We start from the raw sequence: 17,965 nt of genomic DNA on the forward strand, positions 1-17,965 counted from the left end.
CTCCAATATCCATCTACAATATGTATTCCCTTGTAAGAGTTCTTCACTCTTTTAGCTCATCATTATTGTATATAGCTCTGTATAGAAAAAACTCTCTTTGTTACTAACTTCTAATAAATAGAATCTTTTGTCAAGTCATAAGGTTACAAACTATTGATATTTTTCAATTAATTCACCAATGCTTTTCATAATAACTTCGGTCACTTCGTCGGCTGATGCTTTTCGTTCGCGAAGCTCATCCATCTGAATTGGCGGTCCGTACACTACTTTTAACCTTGCAAAACGCTTGTATGGACCAATAACAGCGCAAGGCACAACAGCTGCTTTTGAACGCAAAGCAAAAAAGCCTACTCCAGCCATCCCTTTGCCTAATTCCCCATCTTTACTTCTTGTTCCTTCGGGAAATAATCCAAGCACTTTTCCTTCTTTTAAAATCTTTAACCCTTGGCGCAAAGCTTCACGATCTGCCATCCCGCGCTTTACAGGGAATGTTTCTAACTTTGGCAGAACCGTCTTCAGAAAAGGTGCTTTAAACAGCTCTGCTTTTGCCATAAACGAAATAGGTCTTGGACATGTCACACCTACAGTAGGCGGATCTAAGTTGTCAATATGATTTGAACAAAGTAAAACTCCGCCTTCTGAAGGGATATTTTCTGCACCGATTACTTCATAACGATAAACTGGTGTTAAAATGCCTTTTACAATGGCACGTGCAAACATATAAAAGCTCAAAATCATCCAATCCTTTCTTTTGTAATAGAAAGTATTTTTTCTACAACTCCTTCAATCGATAAGGAAGTTGTATCGATTTCAATTGCGTCTTCAGCTTTTTTAAGAGGTGCTACTTCGCGCTCAGAATCCAGCTTATCTCTGCGGGCAATTTCTTCTTTTAAACGCTCTAAATTTGATTCAAAACCTTTTTTTATGTTTTCGTCATGGCGTCGCTGTGCTCTTTCATCCACAGACGCTAATAAAAAGATTTTAACTTCTGCGTGAGGAAGCACGTGTGTACCGATATCACGTCCGTCCATTACAACGCCTCCATCTTTAGCAAGGCCCTGCTGTCTCGCTACCATCTCTTCACGAACTGCACGATGTTTCGCTACGAGGGATACAGAGTTAGTTACTTCTGCGGAACGAATTTCACTTGTAACATTCTGCCCATTTAAGATGACTACCTGTCCAGATTCAGACGGCTTTAAATCGATGACTGTTTCGTTAAGTAAATGCAATAGCTCTTCTTCATTTTGCAAATCTACCTGGTTTTTCTGCGCTTGATACGTTAGAGCACGATACATCGCTCCTGTATCAACATAAATATATGATAAGGTTTCTGCTATAATCTTTGCCACTGTACTTTTCCCAGCAGCTGCAGGACCGTCAATCGCGATTGAAATTTGTTTTTCCATAAGTGCCTCCCTTAATTTCAAAACAGGAACAAACCACTTTCATCTTTTATACAATGAGCCATTTTATATGAAGCGTTTATAAACGAAAAAAAGAGCAGGGGGTCTTCTCCTGCCTGGTGTTCACTGCATGTTTCTTTCCTAGTTATTCTACCATACGTCCGACTACTGGTCGAATGTTTCAATAATTTTATTAAAATTATTTTTGCTAACTCCCTCATACTGAATAACCTTTGAGAAATATGTACTGTGACTGCTAGATAGTAAAATACATTGAGCAATTATTAAAAACACAAATTGAATAACCACTAATTTAATTAAAATTCGTTCTATTCGATTCACCTTTTTTCTCCTTTTGTAAGAAGTAATACCTTTGCTTACAGTTTAGGAAAGAGAAGTTTTTTTTATACGCTAAAGAAGACCTTTTCTTCTTAGGTCGAGCTGACGCTTTAAGGTATAACGAATCATCATTTCTTTCGTTTGTTTTTCCATGTCCATAAATTTAATAGATAGCTGACCTACTTTACAAGAAGTCGGGGCGGTAATTCGTACAACTTCCCCTTTTAATTCAAGATGCTGCAAAGCTCCCTCACGATTAGGAAGACTTAATCGTACAACAACCGAATCTTTCTCATTAAAAAGCAGCGAGTGATGGAAGGAGCCGGCTATTCCACCTGCACTGATGTTTTTAGTCATGATTTCCATTACATCCTGCTGTTCTTGCTCACTTTCTATCACCGCCTTCACTGTAAGCGGCACACGGAAAAAATTTCTTCTTTGGATAGATTTTAACTTTTTATCGCCCGGTTAAAAGAGCTTCACAACAGGTATGCCTTTTATTTCACGACCTGTTACTTCAGTTGGAAAAGTATATACATTTTGATCATATCCAATAAACGTAGCAAGCAATTTTGTACCTTTTAGTAAAAAAGCACTTCGCTGCGTTTCTTCATTTAGCGGATAGCTAATATAAATCACGTCTTCCGTAAACTCAACTACTTTACATCGATATGTTTGTTGTAATGTAGACTCTCTGTGCCCGCTCTCTAACGTCAGCCTCATTCCCGCTTTTATCATCTTCTCTCTCCTTCAGTTCCACTATATACACTTTTTCCCTTTATTTAAACAAAGTCAAATATGTTTATTTTGTAAATATAAATTAGTCATTTAGACTCAGTAAAATATTAAAAAACACAAAAACCGGTGTCTATAGACACCGGTTTTTACCAACTTTACACTTCATTATATAAAGGTTCTGAGTTTTGCAGTTTTTCGACTTTTTCTTCAAAACCCGTATCAGCATTGATGAAAATACGATACGTATCATTTTTTATTGTCCCTAAAAACTCATAGCATAGCACTTCTTCGTTTAAATCATTCGTAATAATTGCCAAGCGGTCTTCCATCACTTTTACATTCGAATTCAGCTTGGTTTTTGCCTGTTCTTTCGAAATTTTAGGTTTTGGAATATCTCTTGTACGATGTTTTAATAAGAAGTCTTTAGCTGAGAAACCAATCACAGATCCATCTTCTAAAGACATTTTCATTTTAACTGAATCCGGATAAATCCGAACTCCACTTTCCGTTTGCTCTACGAATGTAAAGACTCCCATGTTATCATATTGAGCGCTTTCAGCCATTACTAGGCTTTCAAAACGATGATCTTTTAAAAACTTAGTCGCTTTGTTCATAGCATCGTTTAAACTAATATTTTGTTTTTTAATATCTCGATCTTCGAGCACCCAAAGCGGATAACCACCTTTTTGTGTAATATCCATATACGTCTCTTGTTTAGTCTTTGGATCTGTAATGGTTAAGCTGTACACCTCATAATCAGCGTCTTTTCCGCTCTTTACAATATGAATTTGTTCATTTCCTTTTAAATTCAAAAACGAACGCGCCACTTGTTTTGCAACATCTTCACTAACTTCTCTACCTTTTAATTGATGAAAAGCGTTTTTTTCCTGCTCATTCGTTGCATTCATAACGCCCAAATCTGTTTCGGCAAAAGAATCCATACTTTTTTCCACGGTTTTTAATCCGTCAATAATCGTATTGTCACCTTGCTTTTCTTTTGTGGCTAGGGCTAGTTCAACATCCATCCAGCGCAAGTTATTATCAATGACTAGATGCTGTACTTGGCGCATTTCATTTTGAATTTCACCTGACTGATCATAAAGCGAATTTAACGTTTTATACTCTTTATCTGTTAAGGGTGCTTTGCTTAAATCCCTTACCGCCACTTTGTACGTAAAGTCACCAACATCTGAAAGAAACTCTTCTGTTTTATTGAACGGCAAAAGCGATAAAGGCAGCTGTCCTACATTGTTATGAGCTTCAGAAGTTAAACGCCATACTTCTGCAAGCGCGGGCGAAAGCTGATCTCTCGAACTCATGGCGAGCGTGCCACCGATTTTATCATTTAATAAATCTAGCTGATATGATAAATCATGAAATGCTCGTTGATACGTATTCTCTGCTTGAAGCAGCACAGCATCTTTTTCTTGATGTTCGCTGTACCCCCAATAGCCTACACCTACAACACCAATAGCTAATAATACAATTAAAATTGTGCGAATCATGTTTCCTTCACCTCTTTTTATCGACAGAAAATGTGTTTCCCGATTTGCTTAATTTGAGGACGTGACCAAATCCATGCGCTTGTTGCTGTATCCGGATTAAAGTAATAGATAGCATTCCCAGTAGGATCCCATCCGTTAATCGCATCCATAACCGCTTTTTTAGATGTTGGATTGGGTTCAAGCCAGATTTGTCCATCTGCTACGGCAGTAAATGCACGCGGTTCAAAAATAACTCCAGCAACTGTATTTGGAAATGACGGACTGTTAACTCGGTTCAAAATAACGGCCGCTACGGCTACTTGGCCATTATATGGTTCACCCCGTGCTTCACCATGCACAGCATTTGCCATGAGCTGAATATCATTTTGTGAAAAGCCGCTTGGTACATTCACCGCTGTTGGCTTTTGTGCTTTTTCTTTCTGTTGTTCAGAATTTCCTTTAGACGTATTACGCTGCGGCTGACTGGCAGGTTTTTTTGCTTGAGAAGATCCGCTTTGTGCTTTTTGCTGACCATTGTTCCCGCTGGTACTGCTTCCTTTAGACTGCTGATCAAGAGGCCGACCCCCATAGTGCGTAAACTTATTTCCTTTTCTAATTTGATTTTTCACATAGTTTTCGTGATATTTTGTTGCGTTGGCTAATTTAATCTTTGTTTGCCAGCCTGCTAAACCGTCAATCTTTTTAATGCCAAATTCATATTGAAAATTGCGCAGTGCCCAGTATGTGCTCCATCCAAATACACCGTCAATTTTCCCATTGTAATAACCTAAATACTGAAGTCTCGACTGCAGCTCAATAACGTCATCTCCAACTGCTCCGTGTTGAATGACTTGATTTGAAAACGCGTGAGCGGCCTTTGGACTCACAACGGACGCTGCAATAAATGAACATATGCATATGAGACATGCATACTTTTTAAAACATCGAAATGATAACATGACAAAACCTCCTACATCGTATGTAACTGATAAGATGATAGGAGTATTTTTTGTAAAGGTTGTTTTTTTATACAAGATGCGCAAAATTTACCGAAATGAAAAAACTCAGCTCGTAAATCTCTCAAAAAAGATTTACAAGCTGAGCCTAGACAATTGATGGCTGTTTGGCCTTTTTTACTTTTCTTAACGCCAGCCACCATAAATAAATCATAAATGGAATAATAATAAATACCCAATGATCCATTGTTTTTAAAATATAATCATATGTTCCATGTAAAATGAGCGGCGCAAATACGGAGTACAGCGTCCACTTCGTTTTTTCCTTTCCTTCAGAAAACTTTGCTTTCCCTAAATAATACCCCATAATGACGCCGAATAAAGCATGACTAGATACGGGTAAAAAGGCTCTTCCTAGCGCTGATTCTAGACCATTTGCAAATAAATATAAAATATTTTCAACGGTAGCAAAACCTAATGAAACAGCTGCCCCGTAAACAATTCCATCATAATGCTCATCAAATTCCACATGCTGATAAATCGTGAAATATAAAATGAACCATTTGAAAAATTCTTCTAAAAAGCTTGTCGTAAAAAATGCTTGAAGAAAAGGTGATTGAAAAACGTGTTCTTCACCAAATACATATTGAATAAACATAATTGGCAAAACAAGCATTGCTCCAAAAATAAATGTTTTTAATACCATTGAAATAGGCTCAGTTTCATATTCATCTTTCAAATAAAAAAAACTTAACAATGCCAATCCTGGCGCAATGCCTGCAGATACAATCGCCAACATAAATAGCGCCTCATCTCCTCTGTTTTTTTTAATAGTAACATGTTATCTTTAGGATGAAAATTTCCGTCTATAATGTCCTTATCTTTATATGTAAATGCTCACATAACTTGCTGTCGATTTACAAAGCCTAACAAAGACCTTAAACAAGTATACCAAAAAATGTATCATACTTATATGAAAAATTGAAAGGAGCTCTCTATGAAAACTGTTTATATTCTTCACACCGGCGGCACAATCTCTATGAAAGAAGACATGGCAACTGGATCGGTAACACCAGATATTCAAAACCCGCTTCACCGCTCCACATCATCTGTTTCAGGTATGGCCAATGTGATTGTAGAAGAAGCATTTCATCTCCCTTCTCCTCACATTACTCCTAAGGAAATGCTTATACTTTCAAAAAAAATACGCGATAAAATTAATGAAGGCAAAATTGATGCAGTCGTGTTAACTCACGGTACGGACACCCTGGAAGAAACCGCTTATTTTTTAGATTTAACAGTGCATACAGATATTCCAATTGTCTTAACTGGAGCCATGAGATCAAGCAATGAAATTGGTTCAGACGGTCCTTATAATTTTATATCTGCGGTTCGGGTGGCTATTAGTGACGGTGCAAAAGGAAAAGGTGTCTTAGTTGTGATGAACGATGAAATTCATACCGCTGAAAATGTGACCAAGACCCACACAAGCAACGTGGCGACATTTCAAAGCCCTCAGTACGGGCCAATAGGATTAATCACAAAACGCGGCGTATCTTTTCACCACATGCCTACAGAACACGAATTTTATCCTGTCAATCAGATAGATAAACAAATCACTTTATTAAAAGCTTATGCAGGAATGGACGACCATTTATTTCAAGCAGTGGCTTCAATGAATGTTGATGGACTTGTAATTGAAGCCCTCGGCCAAGGAAATCTACCTCCTCTCACAATTCCAGGCATTCAATTGCTTTTGGAGCGAAAGATACCCATCGTACTCGTTTCCCGCTGTTTTAATGGAATTGCTCAAGATGTATATGGATATGAAGGCGGCGGCAAGCAGTTGAAAGAGATGGGCGTTATTTTTTCAAATGGCTTAAATGGTCCTAAAGCACGCATTAAACTGTTAGTTGCTCTCCAAGTAACAACGAATCATGATGAACTGCAGCAGCTATTTAATCATTAGTAAAACAACGCATAGAAGCCTATGCGTTGTTTTTGTTGATAATATGAGAAGCAATTGATTTTCCATGAAAACGTCCATTTTCGATAAAAATCTCATTAGCATTGTTTCCTGCAGCAATCACACCAGCGATATAAATTCCTTCCACGTTTGTTTCCATCGTCTCTTCGTTAAAAGAAGGGCGGCCTGTTTCATCATCTAATTCCACACCCATTTTTATTAAGAACGAATGATCAGGATGATATCCAGTCATCGCAAAAACGAAATCATTACTAATCGTAGATTCTTTCCCTTCCTGTTCATATGTTACCGTTTCATCCGTTATCTTTGTTACATGAGCATTAAAATGCATCCCAATTGTTCCATTTCGAACCAGAGCCTCAAATTCAGGCAATATCCAAGGTTTTACGCTAGGTGAGTAATCTGAGCCACGATAAATAACCGTCACCCTTGCATCACACTTCACCAATTCCAGAGCTGCATCGACGCTAGAGTTTTTTCCGCCTATAACGACTACATCTTTATCAAAGTACGGATGCGCTTCTTTAAAATAATGAAATACCTTTGATAAATCTTCACCAGGCACATTCATATAATTAGGATGATCGTAATAGCCCGTAGCTATAATGACATTCTCCGCTTCATATGTCTCTTTAGATGTTGTGACAATAAATTGGTTTTCCGCTTGTTTGTCTACTTGCAAGACACGTTCAAACGGCTGAATTCGAACTTGCCTGCGCTTCACCACTTCTCGGTAGTAAGCAAGAGCTTGGTTGCGCATAGGCTTACGATTTTCGGTAATAAAAGGGACATCCCCTATTTCCAGTTTTTCACTCGAACTAAAAAACGTTTGGTGGGTCGGATAGTTATAAATTGCATTCACGATATTTCCTTTTTCAATTACAAGGGCATCAATACCTGTATGTTGAAGCTCAATAGCTGCTGAAAGGCCGCATGGTCCTCCGCCAACAATAATTACTTTTTCTTTCTTCATGCCTGTCACTCCTTCAGTTGTAAACGCACCTTTTTTTTATTTTAACGCAGTGTAAAACAAAAAAATCTCCTCATTAATGATAGGAGATTTTTTCTATTTACGCAATTGTTCTGCTGTTCTGTTTTTAAATCCAGCCTCTGAAACGAGAGCCTTCTGCCATTTTTCTTACGCCTATCATATAAGCAGCTAGACGCATGTCGACTTTTCGAGTTGTAGAGGTTTCGTAGATGTTATTAAATGATTTAACCATTACTTTTTCAAGCTTTTCTTCTACTTCTTCTTCCGTCCAATAATAACCTTGGTTATTTTGCACCCATTCAAAATAAGAGACTGTTACACCGCCGGCACTTGCCAAAACGTCTGGAACTAATAAAATTCCTCTCTCTGACACGATGCGCGTTGCTTCAAGAGTTGTTGGTCCATTTGCTGCTTCTACTACAATACTCGCTTGAATGTTATGGGCATTTTCTTCTGTAATTTGATTTTCAATCGCAGCTGGAACTAGGATGTCGCAGTCAAGTTCAAGCAGCTCTTTATTGCTGATTGTATTATTGAATAATTTCGTTACTGTACCAAAGCTATCGCGTCGATCTAATAAATAATCAATGTCTAAACCGTTAGGATCATGCAGCGCTCCGTACGCATCGGATATCCCTACAATTTTAGCCCCAGCGTCGTGCATGAACTTAGCTAAAAAGCTTCCTGCATTTCCAAACCCTTGTACTACTACCCGTGCACCTTGTAATTCAATGCCTCGTTTTTTCGCTGCTTCACGAATACAAATAGTTACTCCTTTTGCAGTCGCTGTTTCACGGCCGTGTGAACCACCTAAGACAAGGGGCTTTCCAGTAATAAAGCCCGGGGAGTTAAATTCATCAATCCGGCTGTATTCATCCATCATCCAAGCCATAATTTGTGAATTTGTAAACACATCCGGCGCTGGAATATCCTTTGTTGGTCCAACAATTTGGCTAATCGCACGAACATATCCGCGGCTTAAACGCTCTAATTCTCCAAAAGACATATTTCGAGGATCACAAACAATTCCACCTTTTCCTCCACCGTAAGGAAGGTCAACGATTCCACATTTTAAACTCATCCATATAGATAGAGCTTTTACTTCTTTTTCAGTTACGTTTGGGTGAAAACGAATTCCGCCTTTCGTAGGACCAACTGCATCGTTATGCTGCGCTCGGTGACCTGTAAAAATCTTAACTGATCCGTCATCCATACGAACAGGAATTTTTACTGTCATCATTCGTAATGGCTCTTTTAATAGTTCATACACTTCATCAGGATAGCCTAGTTTTTCTAACGCTTTATGTATCACTGTTTGTGTAGATTTTAAAACATCATGCTTCTCTTCTTGACTATTTTTACTGTCTTGCATCTTGTCGGCTACCATCTGTAAACCTCCTAAAATGTATCGAAAATTATTCGTTTTTAATTGAATGGTGCTTCTTTCATGACATAGTATACACCCTTAGTTTTACATTGCAAAGGAAAATATCGAACTTTTAGTATTTTTTGTGTTCTCCTAAGAAAACGCTTCCAATAACTTTACAAGGTATGCTACAATGTTTTAAGTCTGCCTCTTTTCTAGTATGCTTTAATCGTCTAAAAAAAATAAAAAACACCCGGTGATAAAGAGCACTTTCAACAACTTTGTACAAGCTGAAAGTGCAGCCACTCTTATTTTAATAAAAGTGCTTTATCCTTCACGGGTGTAATTATTTCAATTAAACAATTAAGAAAAGACAGAATTAATATACTCCAAAGCTCTCTTTTCTACTAACATTTTTCCATATTCATTTACGCGGTGCTTTGTAATTGTAGAGGGATTTCCATACTCCGCCAAAACCGCAATCATATTCCCAACTTCAGCCGGTGACAGCATGTGATAATCCAACAGCACGTAAAAACGTTTTTCAAATGAATAGAGCACGCTATCCGTATCGTAAAAGTTTGACATGCGTTTGGTCAGCTGAATGACATCTTCAAATGAATCAAACTCAAAAAACATGTCTTCGCTTTCATCTAGCATGACCTGCATTTCAATGAAGTCTTCGAACTCGTCTTCATCGAACTCACCGTAGCTGGTTTCTTCTTCATACTGCTTTGTCACAAATACAACCATTCCCTGTGCTTGAAGTGAAAAAACTTCTACCGAAAGAGAATTTGTAGGTTCAAAGTTCAGTTCTTGAGAAGCTTGCTCTATCATCTCACGAAAAAGCTGTTTTACTTTGAATGTATCTGTCCATAGATCTTCTTTTGTTAACCCTCTTTCTTTTAAATCATCGTAGGTCAAAAAAACTTTTAGCTTATTATAGTTTAATCGTTCAAGCCTCATTAGCGTCCCTCCCCGCTTGCACTCATAACCACATGGTTCGATAATGCAGTATATGTATTTTTTGGAAAACGGTTCGTGATGTTTACTTACGAGTTTACAGGTTTATGATAGGAAAGACAAGCTATTCTCAATCAATTTCTGCTAATTTTTTTGTTAGCCAGCTGTTCCACTCTTCTTTTGTATTTCCTAAAATAAACGGCTGGGCCTCGCCTTTTCTTTTGCTATCTAAAACATCAAACACATAACCGCCTAATCCTACTTTAAGATGGGGGAATTTCTTTATCATTTGGTTCGTCAAGTTTAGTGTTTTCTCGGCATTTTCCAACATTGTGCATGACATAAATAAAAATGTTGGGTCTACTTCTTTAACAATTAACTCGACATCTTTATCTTCAATGCTGCTTCCTAAATAAATAACTTCAAACCCTTTACGGCGTAAAAATAGCGTAAAGACTAGGAGTCCCACTTCATGTGTCTCATTAGGTCCGCATACAGCAATCGCTTTAGGTAATAAGCCATTTGAAGGCAGCGAATAAAAAATCATGCTGATACGCGTTTTTAATACTTGAGTCGTATAATGCTCATGAGCACTTGTAATTTGCCCTTTTTCCCACATATCTCCAACCGTCACGAGTAGAGAACCCAAAATATCAATAACCACTTTTTCTACCGAATACAGGCTAAAAGCATGATTAATTAAATCCTGTGCTTTTCCTTCTTCAAAAGATAAAAGCATCGTTAACAGCTCATCCCTAATTTTTTGAGGGGAATCTACTTCTCCTTCTTCTTCAAACGTTCCTACTGTACTGCTTTCCGTTTCTAATAACGAAACCGCTTGACTGATGGTAAAACCTCCGCTCACTTTTTCCGTGAGCCATTTTAATTTCCGCAAATCTTCCTCTGTATATAACCGATGCCCCGAATCGTTGCGGACAGGATTTAAAATTTGATAACGTCGTTCCCATGCACGCAAAGTTCCCGGCTGGATTCCGACCATATTTGAGATGGCTTTAATATTATACTTCCCTTCGTGAGCCATACGTAACCTCCAACTACTCTTCGTGAACTGTATCTATTAATTGAATTATAGGATAAGTTATCCTGTGTGTAAAATTTGTATATGCTATGTAAAGAGTTTGTTCAAGGCTATTCTTTCCTTTTTAAAGTGATATAATGCGTTTGGGCTCTAGCTTGTAAACGGAGAGGCAAAGAGGTTGTACCATATCCGTTACTGACAAAAAGAGGAATCTTTCTTTTTTCTTTCAGCCCTCCTAATTCATACATACCCAAATTAAATAAGCGTATCTGTCCCCCGTGTGTATGCCCGCTCAAAATTAAATCTATTTTTGATTCTTCATCTACATAATAGATAACATCAGGATTATGGCTTAGAAGAATGGTAAGCTGTTCAGGTTCAATGGAAGAAACAGCTCTCTTTAGATTCATCTGACCTTCTGATAAATCATCTACCCCCGCAAAGTGGCATGTAGTACCATATTTAGAAACGGCAAAGACATGCTCATTTTTAAGGGCAATAACTCCTTCATCTTTAAGCATCTGCTTCAATTGCATCTGACTTACTTCGTAATCATTATTTCCCCACACAAAATAGACGGGTCCTAGCGTTTTAAGCTGTTGAATATTTTGACGAGCCCGCACTAAAGGGACTCCTCCTTCTAGTAAATCACCGCCTATGATCACAAAATCTACTTCGTCCGGTATTTTTTCCAACAGATTCGACGAAACTGTTCGCTTATGTATATCCGATATAAAAAACAGGCGCAAAGGCTGCTGATTTTTAGGAAATCTTGATAAATGAATCGTTCTTTCTTCGACATATGTACGATGGGCTTCTGAAAACATAAAAATCAGCAAGCCTATGCCTAACGCTAAAACAATTAAAAGAATAACCATATATTCTCCTTCTTTTCATTTTATACCTGATGTGTTTCCTTTAAAGAAGAAAGGGCATAAATTATCGCAATTGTTAACAAACCTACTACTTGATAAAGTGCAATGGCACTTAACGATAAAATTCCTATCACACATAGACATGAAACAAGGTATTCATGCCATTTTACCTTATAGCCTTTTAGAAGCAACCGACTTTGCAGAAACACTTTACGAACTGCCGCCGACAGACAAAAAAGAGCCGTAAAAAACAAGATTATAACACTAAACACATCTAACGGATGTAAAATCATTTGAATAAGTAAATAGGTTAACGAAGCTTTTGAGCCTACAGCCGTTAAACTGCTGATATAATAACTGCATAACCACGCAGCCAGCAAGTTAAACCAATCCCTCACAAAAAAACCCCCTTCACTAAACTTCTATGTAAAAAGAGGCTTTTTCATGCGATTCTATTTGTTTTCATGATATAAATTAATTCCATAGGTTGACTGCATCCAGCGGAACGTTTCTTTTCGGTGCTCCCATGTTTCAGGCGTCGCCCATAGCTCTTTGCTTCTTTTAATAATCTCACAGCGCAAATCTTGAAAAGTCTTTTCTGCTTTCTCGCTTTTTTTCTGCAGCTGTACAGTATAAAAGTAAAGTGAGAAGGTAAGCAATAGAAACATCAAATGTCCCATGTTGCCTAACAAAAATGAAAAAAATTCGCTAAACGTCCTAAAAAAACCGCTTTGAAATATGAAAAAAAAGTAGCTAATAACAGCCGTTACACTGGCTAAAAACAAAAGCTTCCATTTTTTCTCTTTAGCTTTCAGCTTATTGACTGTCTCTTTTCTTTTAATAACGCTAGCTAATATATATTGAAGTGTTTCATCGTTTTCAAAGTCTACCACTTTGTTTTCCATTATTCCACCCCCCCTCTTATGCTAGTACAACATATGAGGGAACATAAAAGATTATGTGGGGAGTATTGAAAATAATGGCTGTTTCCTTAACCTTTACTGAATTAATTCTTTTGGCTGTGCAGATTCCCCTTTTGATTTTCGGATCTGCAGACCCAATAAAAAATCAATGAGAAAATGAGTAAAAATCGTGACATACAAATTTTCAGTCCACCAAAAAAGCAACCCTATTAAAAAGCTTAAAAACACAACCGAAATAAAAAGAAACCACTTTTTTAAATATCGAATGTGAACGAGTGCAAATACAATACTCGCCCAAATGAGGCCAAACTGAACTTGTATAACCCCTCGAAATAATATTTCTTCTGAACATGCAACGATTATGCAAATAAGGATCAGATGAGGAACAGAACGATTAGCAAATAAACGTTCATTGATCCCTCCGTCATCGTATAAATGCTCAGGTACGCATTTCATTAGAAGTATATCTCCTCCTACTACAAAGAGAGCCGTTCCTCCCCCGTACAATAAAATAGAAGACCAATCCAGCTGAAAAAACTGCAAAAAGGAATTCCACGAATCGAATGTAAAAAAACCGATGCCTAAAGCAATGAAGCAGATGAGCAGCTGTGTTACATATAAATTTTTAACTAGCTCTGCATCTGTCATGGATGAAATAAGCTCTTGCTGTGATTTTGCCATTATATCTCTCCTTGACGAAGCAAACGAGCTAATTCTAATTCCCAGCCTTGAAATGTCCATTGCTCCTGCTCACCATTTGTTTTTTTATAGTTTTCTAAATCCAAGCCGCAGCAATCGCAACAATTCTCAAGCTCTGATTTTCCCGTTTCATCGAAATAGCCAAGCAGCACGTGACGACGGCATTCTTTTGTCTCAATAAACCCCTTCATCGCACGATACTTGTCATGTTTGTTTCGAAGACGTTTATTTACAGCCGCAACAATCGTTTCATGCAGCGATGCAGGAATTTTCCAGGGTTCGACATATTCATTTTTCACTACATTTTCTTTGTACAAATAATAACGAATAAATCGCCAATGTGTTTCTTGAACACCCACTGTATAAAGAAAGTGAGACTCTACTTGTTTTAAAGGAATGGCCTGATCATGGTTTCGTAAATACGACAAGCAGTATAAGATGGTATCTGAAGAAGGAAGCTCAATTTCAAGTAAAGAATGAGCAAAATCATCGTCTCCTTCAGCATAAAGCAAGATCGCAATACTGTTTCGCTGATCACGTCCACTTCTTCCAATTTCCTGTACATATGCTTCTAACTGCGTAGGTGTATGAAAATGAATAACAAAGCGAACATTCGATTTGTTAACCCCCATTCCAAATGCACTTGTGCAGCAAATGATATCAAGCTGATTTTCTAAAAATTGCTGTTGAACAAGCATTCTTTCATTCGGTTCCATTCCCCCATGGTAATACTGCACTCGCTGTATCCCATTTTCCTTTAGAAGCTGCGTTAATGCTTCTGTCCAAGATCGGCTGGAACAATAGATAATTCCCGGACCTTGCAGTTCACTAACGTACATCAGTAATTTCTCTTTTTTTTCTTCAATACTTGCAACAAAATCAACTTCCATCGCAATATTACTTCGATTCATGGAATAGATGTGCTCGTTGACAGCAGGAAGCGATAAGTAGCGCTTAATATCTTCCACTACTTCCCTAGTCGCAGTTCCCGTTAGTGCCAGACATAGCGGACTGCCAAGTTCCTTCCATATATCTCCTAGCTGTAGATAATCTAAACGAAAATCATGTCCCCACTGAGAAATACAATGCGCCTCGTCCACAACGAAAAGGCCTACCTTTGCCTGCTTTAATGCTTCTACTACAACAGCATTTTGCAAAATTTCAGGAGATGCATAAATAAAACGATAAAAAGCTAAATTTTTTAGCGCTCGTTGTTTTTCTTCTTGTTGTAGGAAACTATTTAAGGCAATAACTCGCTTTTCTCCGCTTGCCTTTAGTTGTTGAACTTGATCTTCCATCAGTGAAATTAAAGGAGATACAATCAGCACCGGTCGGTTCAACAAATAAGCTGGGAGCTGATAGCACAATGATTTTCCTGTTCCTGTAGGCAGAACCGCTAACACATTATGACCGGTTAAAATATCTTGAATAATCTCTTTTTGTCCTATTCGAAATTGGCTATAGCCGAATTGTTTCTGTAGAAGTTGTTCTATCTTCACATCAAACACCACTTTTTTTAGTATCAGGTAAAATGTTTTGCTAATACGAGACGAATCTGAAAATAGGTAACGTCGTCTTTTACTTCTTCTTTTATCACCTTTAATTTATTTGTACGCAAACCTTCAAAAGCTGAGATAATTTTTTCCTGCTGCTTAGGCGATACGTATGCATCGATTGAAAAAGATGGAACAAACAGAGCTAATTCTGCAATATGATCTTCAATTGTACTTTCTTTCAAACGCCTTATATAAGCAATTTCTTCAAGCGTCTTGCCTTTTTGAAGCCAGCTATACGTTTTTAACGTCGAGCTTGTCAAAGGCAATTCTAAATATAGATCACGTAAAAAAGAAGACAGTACATGAAAGCTTTCATTATTTTTACTTACTTTTTCAATGATATGGTGAATAACCCCTAAAAGTTGAATATGAACATAATGCTCATCGAGTTCATATTGATATGCTAACTGATTTTTTGTAAAGCCTACTCTTTGGTATCCAGTCAGCTGCAAAACAAAAAGAGACGCGTCCCGTTCCGTGCAACCTTTCAAACACATTCGGAGCTCTTCGAATAGCTCGGCGGCTAACTCTTGACGCGTTTGCTTTTGAGACATAATATACGTTTTGACCCATTGAATGACCTCGGCATTTTTGGAAATGGGTAAAAACCCTTTTTGAAAATACTGTAGGTTTGATAAGGTCTGAATGAACAAAGTGATTCTTGCTAAAAATAATTGAGTACTGCTTGCGAATTTCCATCCGTCTAAAGCTGGATGAAAGGGTCGAGCCGTCAGTTCACCTTCAAGGCGTGCTTGTCCCTTATCTGTCATCACATACTTTTGATTTTCAGTTTCTTCAATATACTGCTGTTCTTTTAGATATGCAACGCAGGTTTCAAAAGACCGTTTATCTAAGTAAACAAATGACTGAAAAAGAAACGAAATTCCAAAAATTTTTCCGTCTTGAATCGTTTGAGCTGACTTTTTACCTGTTAATAAATGATAAATACCATAGGCGGTTCGCTCACCTTTTAACTGTTTTATACAAAATAAAATGCTAACTTGAATATAATTCAAAGGTGTCAACTTCCTTTCTCATTCATTGTACCAAAAGTGACCAATAGCATGTGAGATAAAGGCTTTTTAGCTCTTTCCTTTATGTATCAAAACGTTTGGGTAAGTGAAGAAACCTTGATTTGATAAGCATTCTCAGTGACTTTTCTATTGAAAAGTTTTATAAATCATTTTACAATGAATAAGGAGAAATTTCACTCTTGATTCGCCAAGAGATTATATAATGAGAAATTTTCGAACACTTTACAGGAGGTCTTGTTATGCCAAAATATACAATTGTTGATAAAGATACTTGCATCGCATGCGGCGCTTGCGGAGCAGCAGCACCAGACATTTATGATTATGATGATGAAGGTATTGCATTCGTAACATTAGATGATAACCAAGGTGTAGTAGAAATTCCAGAAGATCTAGAAGATGATATGATGGATGCAATGGAAGGCTGCCCTACGGATTCAATTCGCGTAGCGGATGAAAAATTCGAAGGCGATGCTAATAAATTCGAATAAGTATGGAGCAAACCTGTAGTGTACATGCTGCAGGTTTTTTTATATATAAAAATCGCTCTCCCCGGGAGAGCGATTGAATTAAACAGCAATGCGACGTGTGATCCATTGCTTCATTTTTGAAAACAATAAGACAAAGATAACCCCTGTTGCTGCTCCTTTTATTAAGTTAAACGGCAAAATACCTGCAACGATATATTGACGTGCTTGTTCACTAGACATTTCTGGCGATTGCAAGAAGATTGTATACGCTGGTAAGAAGACATAATAATTTAAGACAGCCATGAGTACCGTCATTACCACCGTACCCGTAACCAAACCTATCGTTACACCTTTAGCTGTTTTAAATCGGTTGAACATGTATGATACAGGAAGAACGAACAGTAAACCAGCCACAAAGTTCGCCACTTGACCAACTGGAACCCCTGTAGCACTTCCTTGAATTAAATAATTCAATAAATTTTTTATTCCTTCTACTATAACAGCAGCCATCGGTCCAAATACAAGTGCTGCTACGAGTGCAGGAATTTCGCTAAAATCAATTGTTAAAAACGGAGGTAATCCAGGAATTGGAAAATTAATTATCATTAAAATATAAGCAATACTACTTAACATTCCTAGTATGACCAGCTTTTGAGTTTTCTTACTTTGTTGCATCTTGCCTCTCTCCTTCTTTGTGATCCACTCTTCAAAGAAGAAAGGTTCAACTTTATATCCCCACGCAAAAACCTCCCAACAAATGATTCGTTGAGAGGAGACATGGCAGGCATATTTAATAAACGTTCATCACATTAGGTTTTGAACGCTGAACCTCCACCTTCTCCCATCCAGACTGTACTGTCGGCTTTGGAATTTCACCAAATCTGCTCGTATGTATTACATATAAGCTCGCGGGCTCAAAACAATTTGTTTTTTACCGCCGGTCGGGAATTTCACCCTGCCCCGAAGATAGACCAATATTTAATTATGAATTTATTATATGTTATCTCGAATTAAAAGTAAATAAAGAAGTTTTTTAATTCCTATTAAATTGATGTCTTTTATAAACTTCATTACTGTTTTATATGTAAAATAAGGAAATAAGTGCATAACCAACAGCATTATAACATATTTATAGTTTCAAT

Annotated in this window: 21 protein-coding genes and 1 riboswitch; of the genes, 2 read left to right on the forward strand and 19 right to left on the reverse strand. The window is 37.5% G+C overall.

Translation table 11 applies throughout. The features are described 5' to 3' along the window. Positions 1–150 precede the first annotated feature (150 nt). From OK414_RS22680 to prsW, 8 genes are all read right to left on the reverse strand, one after another. Positions 151–738, reverse strand: coding sequence for a lysophospholipid acyltransferase family protein (locus tag OK414_RS22680; RefSeq protein WP_034649065.1), 588 nt, complete (start codon positions 736–738; stop codon positions 151–153). Further along, complete coding sequence (gene cmk, locus OK414_RS22685; protein ID WP_034649064.1) at positions 735–1,409, reverse strand: (d)CMP kinase; 675 nt, start codon at positions 1,407–1,409, stop codon at positions 735–737. Before cmk ends, OK414_RS22680 begins: the two co-directional genes overlap by 4 nt. Before the next feature lie 162 nt (positions 1,410–1,571). After that, positions 1,572–1,748 (reverse strand): YpfB family protein, encoded by a 177-nt coding sequence (locus OK414_RS22690; RefSeq protein ID WP_013059030.1) that lies wholly within the window; start codon positions 1,746–1,748, stop codon positions 1,572–1,574. A gap of 69 nt (positions 1,749–1,817) precedes the next feature. After that, a complete protein-coding gene (locus tag OK414_RS22695; protein ID WP_263045153.1) occupies positions 1,818–2,189 on the reverse strand; it encodes a flagellar brake protein in 372 nt (123 codons plus the stop codon). Positions 2,190–2,213: 24 nt separating this feature from the next. Next, positions 2,214–2,483 (reverse strand): flagellar brake protein, encoded by a 270-nt coding sequence (locus tag OK414_RS22700; protein ID WP_263045073.1) that lies wholly within the window; start codon positions 2,481–2,483, stop codon positions 2,214–2,216. Positions 2,484–2,638: 155 nt separating this feature from the next. Beyond that, a complete protein-coding gene (gene ypeB, locus OK414_RS22705; RefSeq protein WP_013084901.1) occupies positions 2,639–3,988 on the reverse strand; it encodes a germination protein YpeB in 1,350 nt (449 codons plus the stop codon). Between the two features lie 17 nt (positions 3,989–4,005). After that, on the reverse strand, positions 4,006–4,926 hold the full coding sequence (gene sleB / locus OK414_RS22710) for a spore cortex-lytic enzyme (protein WP_095378777.1): 921 nt from the start codon (positions 4,924–4,926) through the stop codon (positions 4,006–4,008). Between the two features lie 145 nt (positions 4,927–5,071). Continuing rightward, complete coding sequence (gene prsW, locus OK414_RS22715) at positions 5,072–5,722, reverse strand: glutamic-type intramembrane protease PrsW (RefSeq protein ID WP_013059034.1); 651 nt, start codon at positions 5,720–5,722, stop codon at positions 5,072–5,074. A 198-nt stretch (positions 5,723–5,920) separates the two neighbouring features. On the opposite strand from prsW, the gene OK414_RS22720 reads away from it, so the two are divergent. Beyond that, entirely contained in the window at positions 5,921–6,892 is a 972-nt protein-coding gene (locus tag OK414_RS22720; protein WP_013084903.1) for an asparaginase, read from the forward strand. A gap of 19 nt (positions 6,893–6,911) precedes the next feature. On the opposite strand, the gene OK414_RS22725 is transcribed toward OK414_RS22720, so the two are convergent. The 10 genes from OK414_RS22725 to OK414_RS22770 all read right to left on the reverse strand — a co-directional run bounded on the left by OK414_RS22725 (position 6,912) and on the right by OK414_RS22770 (position 16,338). Then, on the reverse strand, positions 6,912–7,883 hold the full coding sequence (locus OK414_RS22725; RefSeq protein WP_047932128.1) for a YpdA family putative bacillithiol disulfide reductase: 972 nt from the start codon (positions 7,881–7,883) through the stop codon (positions 6,912–6,914). 124 nt (positions 7,884–8,007) lie between these two features. Further along, positions 8,008–9,273 carry a Glu/Leu/Phe/Val dehydrogenase gene (locus OK414_RS22730; protein ID WP_404932054.1) on the reverse strand — a complete coding sequence of 422 codons (1,266 nt, stop codon included), beginning with the start codon at positions 9,271–9,273 and terminating at the stop codon, positions 8,008–8,010. A gap of 357 nt (positions 9,274–9,630) precedes the next feature. After that, positions 9,631–10,233 carry a genetic competence negative regulator gene (locus tag OK414_RS22735; RefSeq protein WP_013084906.1) on the reverse strand — a complete coding sequence of 201 codons (603 nt, stop codon included), beginning with the start codon at positions 10,231–10,233 and terminating at the stop codon, positions 9,631–9,633. Between the two features lie 127 nt (positions 10,234–10,360). Further along, entirely contained in the window at positions 10,361–11,272 is a 912-nt protein-coding gene (locus OK414_RS22740; RefSeq protein WP_016765484.1) for a MerR family transcriptional regulator, read from the reverse strand. 107 nt (positions 11,273–11,379) lie between these two features. Next, positions 11,380–12,147 carry a metallophosphoesterase gene (locus tag OK414_RS22745; RefSeq protein WP_263045075.1) on the reverse strand — a complete coding sequence of 256 codons (768 nt, stop codon included), beginning with the start codon at positions 12,145–12,147 and terminating at the stop codon, positions 11,380–11,382. A 20-nt stretch (positions 12,148–12,167) separates the two neighbouring features. Continuing rightward, the gene (locus tag OK414_RS22750) at positions 12,168–12,542 is read right to left on the reverse strand and encodes a hypothetical protein (protein ID WP_095378781.1); all 375 of its coding nucleotides are present in this window, start codon (positions 12,540–12,542) and stop codon (positions 12,168–12,170) included. Between the two features lie 54 nt (positions 12,543–12,596). Beyond that, complete coding sequence (locus OK414_RS22755; protein ID WP_034649044.1) at positions 12,597–13,049, reverse strand: DUF2663 family protein; 453 nt, start codon at positions 13,047–13,049, stop codon at positions 12,597–12,599. 93 nt (positions 13,050–13,142) lie between these two features. Continuing rightward, on the reverse strand, positions 13,143–13,748 hold the full coding sequence (locus OK414_RS22760; protein ID WP_263045076.1) for a CPBP family intramembrane glutamic endopeptidase: 606 nt from the start codon (positions 13,746–13,748) through the stop codon (positions 13,143–13,145). Next, on the reverse strand, positions 13,748–15,265 hold the full coding sequence (locus tag OK414_RS22765) for a RecQ family ATP-dependent DNA helicase (protein ID WP_034649041.1): 1,518 nt from the start codon (positions 15,263–15,265) through the stop codon (positions 13,748–13,750). The genes OK414_RS22760 and OK414_RS22765 overlap by 1 nt, the downstream gene beginning before the upstream one ends. A 23-nt stretch (positions 15,266–15,288) precedes the next feature. Continuing rightward, the gene (locus OK414_RS22770) at positions 15,289–16,338 is read right to left on the reverse strand and encodes a helix-turn-helix domain-containing protein (protein WP_034649038.1); all 1,050 of its coding nucleotides are present in this window, start codon (positions 16,336–16,338) and stop codon (positions 15,289–15,291) included. Between the two features lie 257 nt (positions 16,339–16,595). Between OK414_RS22770 and OK414_RS22775 the strand changes: the two genes are divergently transcribed. Beyond that, positions 16,596–16,844 (forward strand): ferredoxin, encoded by a 249-nt coding sequence (locus tag OK414_RS22775; protein ID WP_013059046.1) that lies wholly within the window; start codon positions 16,596–16,598, stop codon positions 16,842–16,844. Between the two features lie 78 nt (positions 16,845–16,922). Here the strand turns inward: OK414_RS22775 and OK414_RS22780 are convergent, their stop codons facing one another. Then, positions 16,923–17,498 (reverse strand): ECF transporter S component, encoded by a 576-nt coding sequence (locus tag OK414_RS22780; RefSeq protein ID WP_263045077.1) that lies wholly within the window; start codon positions 17,496–17,498, stop codon positions 16,923–16,925. 154 nt (positions 17,499–17,652) lie between these two features. Next, positions 17,653–17,795, reverse strand: a riboswitch (FMN riboswitch). Positions 17,796–17,965 lie beyond the last annotated feature (170 nt).

The organism is Priestia sp. JV24 (assembly GCF_025910025.1).
Classification (GTDB): domain Bacteria; phylum Bacillota; class Bacilli; order Bacillales; family Bacillaceae_H; genus Priestia; species Priestia megaterium.